Source organism: Nocardia carnea (genome assembly GCF_029868325.1).
Lineage (GTDB): Bacteria > Actinomycetota > Actinomycetes > Mycobacteriales > Mycobacteriaceae > Nocardia > Nocardia carnea_C.
On the sequence record NZ_JARWNW010000278.1, the window covers coordinates 1 to 2,633 of the forward strand.

2 protein-coding genes are annotated in these 2,633 nt (G+C 68.7%); both read right to left on the reverse strand.

Annotation, left to right across the window (positions count from 1 at the left end; translation table 11 throughout):
* Positions 1 to 590 precede the first annotated feature (590 nt).
* The gene (gene prfA / locus QH196_RS27050) at positions 591 to 1,670 is read right to left on the reverse strand and encodes a peptide chain release factor 1 (protein ID WP_280418662.1); all 1,080 of its coding nucleotides are present in this window, start codon (positions 1,668 to 1,670) and stop codon (positions 591 to 593) included.
* A gap of 366 nt (positions 1,671 to 2,036) precedes the next feature.
* On the reverse strand, positions 2,037 to 2,267 hold the full coding sequence (gene rpmE / locus QH196_RS27055; RefSeq protein ID WP_062977610.1) for a 50S ribosomal protein L31: 231 nt from the start codon (positions 2,265 to 2,267) through the stop codon (positions 2,037 to 2,039).
* Between the last annotated feature and the right edge of the window lie 366 nt (positions 2,268 to 2,633).

Below are 2,633 nucleotides of genomic sequence, written 5' to 3' on the forward strand. Positions count from 1 at the left end.
GCCGAGTTCAGCAAGGCCCTGAAAGGTTTCGGCCCGGGGGGGGGGGGGGGGGGGGGGGGGGGGGGCGGGGGACGGGCGGCCGCGCGCGCGGGGGGGAGGGCAACCGCCGCGGGGGCGGGCGCCCCCGCCCCCCCCGGGGGGCGCCCCCCCCCCCCCCCCCCGGCCCCCCCCCCCCCCCCCCCCCCCCCCCCCCCCCCCCCCCCCCCCGGGCCGAAACCTTTCAGGGCCTCGCTGAACTCGGCACCGCCGTGGGTTACGTTCGGTTCGGACGTGAAAACGAACTCGGTTCAGATGTGACCGAACTCCTCGGGCTTCGCCGACGTCGTTACCGGAGGGTCGACCGTACGTAGGCGAGGCCGGCGGAACCGGCAGCCGATCAGTTCGGGGCAGTCCGGGCGGCATCGTCTTGTTCGGCAGGGTTTCCGGACGAAACGACGAGCGCATTCGGTGGCGACTCGAAGTCGACCCGGCGAGCCGGTGTGCGGGCGCTGTGCTGCGACACTCAGCGCGCCGGTGGCGGGTGCCGAGCGGACCCGCGACGGTCGAGGGCCCGGGCTCGAAAGTGCAGCACCGCCGCGGGCTCGGGTGGGTTATTCGGCGGCCATCCGGGCGTTGCGATCGGCGGCGCCGAGGGCGTCCAGGAGGGCGTCCATATCGCCGTTGAGCACGGCGTCGAGGTTATGCGCCTTGTAACCGATGCGGTGGTCGGCGATGCGGTTCTCGGGGAAGTTGTAGGTGCGGATCCGTTCCGAACGGTCGACGGTGCGGATCTGGCTCGCCCGGCCCTCGGCCGCTTCCTGCTCGGCCTGCTCTTCGGCGAGGGCCTGCAGCCGCGCGGCCAGAACCTGCATGGCGCGGGCCTTGTTCTGCAGCTGGGAGCGTTCGTTCTGGCAGGTGACGACGATACCGGTGGGCAGGTGGGTGATCCGGACCGCCGAATCGGTGGTGTTCACGCCCTGGCCGCCTTTACCGGACGAGCGGTAGACATCGATACGCAGATCGTTCTCGTCGATCTGCACCTCTTCCACCTCGTCGGGCTCGGGGTAGATGAGCACGCCGGCCGCGGACGTATGCACCCGGCCCTGCGATTCGGTCACCGGGACCCGCTGGACGCGGTGCACCCCGCCCTCGAACTTGAACCGCGACCACACCCCGTCACGCGCGGCATCGCGACTTTTGATCGACAGTGTCGCTTCCTTGTAGCCGCCCAAGTCGGAGAATGCCGCGTCGAGCACCTCCACCTTCCAGCCGCGGCGTTCGGCGTAGCGGATGTACATGCGGGCGAGATCGGCGGCGAAAAGCGCCGATTCCTCGCCGCCCTCACCGGATTTCACCTCCAGCACCACATCGTCACCGTCGTGCGGATCGCGCGGCGCCAGTAGATCGGCGAGCTGTGTCTCCAGCTCGGCGAGCTGTTCCTCCAACCCGGGCACCTCCGCCGCGAACGCCGGATCATCAGCGGCCAGTTCCCGCGCCGCCTCGAGATCGTCGCGGGTGGTGGCGAGTTTCTTGTACGTGGTCATCACCGGCGCGAGTTCGGCGAACCGCTTCCCCACCCGCCGGGCCGCCCCCGGATCGTTGTGCAGCGCGGGATCCGCGAGCTGCGTCTCCAGCCCGGCGTATTCGGCCAGCACATCGTCGATCGCCGACGGTGCGGTCTTCTCGGCCATGCGGTCTCCTACCAAGCAACTATTCCGATAAGGCGTCGATCACCTCGCACCCCTGGCTCCCCCTCCACCGACCCCGAGGTACCGATCGGCGCCGAGTCCAGCGAGGCCCTGAAAGGTTTTGGCCCGTCCATGCTTTCCGACCGCGAGACAATGCGGCGCAGCCGCGAGTATCGCGGTCGGAAAGCATGGACCAAGGGGGCCAAAACCCCGCGCGCGCCAGCGCGCCAAAAACACAGCAACCTTAGCGAACAGCGCCACCTCGAACCTGTCCAGACCGGTCCACCGACGACACTCTCCGCAGGTCAGCGCGCCAAAAACACAACACCCGGCCTGCGCAAAGGGCAGGGCCGGGCGTTGACGGGGATGCTACTTGTCGGCGTCGGCCTTCTTGGCGCGCTTGCCGTAGCGGGCCTCGAAGCGGGCCACACGACCACCGGTGTCCAGAATCTTCTGCTTGCCGGTGTAGAACGGGTGGCACTGCGAGCAGACCTCGACAGTGATATGCCCGGATTCCTTGGTGGAGCGGGTCTGGAACGTATTCCCGCAGCCGCAGACGACGGTGGTGTCGACGTAGGCCGGGTGGATTCCTGCCTTCATGGATGTCCTCTCGATATTGGTCGCCGGGTCGCTCGCAAATCTGCCGAACGTGAACCGGAACCGACTAAGGCGGGAGCCTGCGCGATTCGCAGACGCACGGCGGTCGATTATGCCAGAGCCGCCATGCTTTGCTGAAACGCACCTCCCCCCGCATTTGTTCCGTGCAATCGACGCCGGCAGACAGCCCGGAAAACGACCTGTGGGTGGGCCTCGGTGAAGGTCGACCCACACGGTGGCGATACCCGCCGGCCCCAGCCCGGGGAGCGAAGTTGTGACCCGGCTGCGGCCGGCGGCGCGGGTTTGTTCCTCGGTTTCGCGGGTGACGGTTTCACGGGTTTCGCTCTGGACGGTGCGCAGATCCTCGGA

Coding starts and splice junctions, on each gene's coding strand:
- prfA (WP_280418662.1), bottom strand. CDS start 1,670: ATGGCCGAGAAGACCGCACCGTCGGCGATCGACGATGTGCTGGCCGAA.
- rpmE (WP_062977610.1), bottom strand. CDS start 2,267: ATGAAGGCAGGAATCCACCCGGCCTACGTCGACACCACCGTCGTCTGC.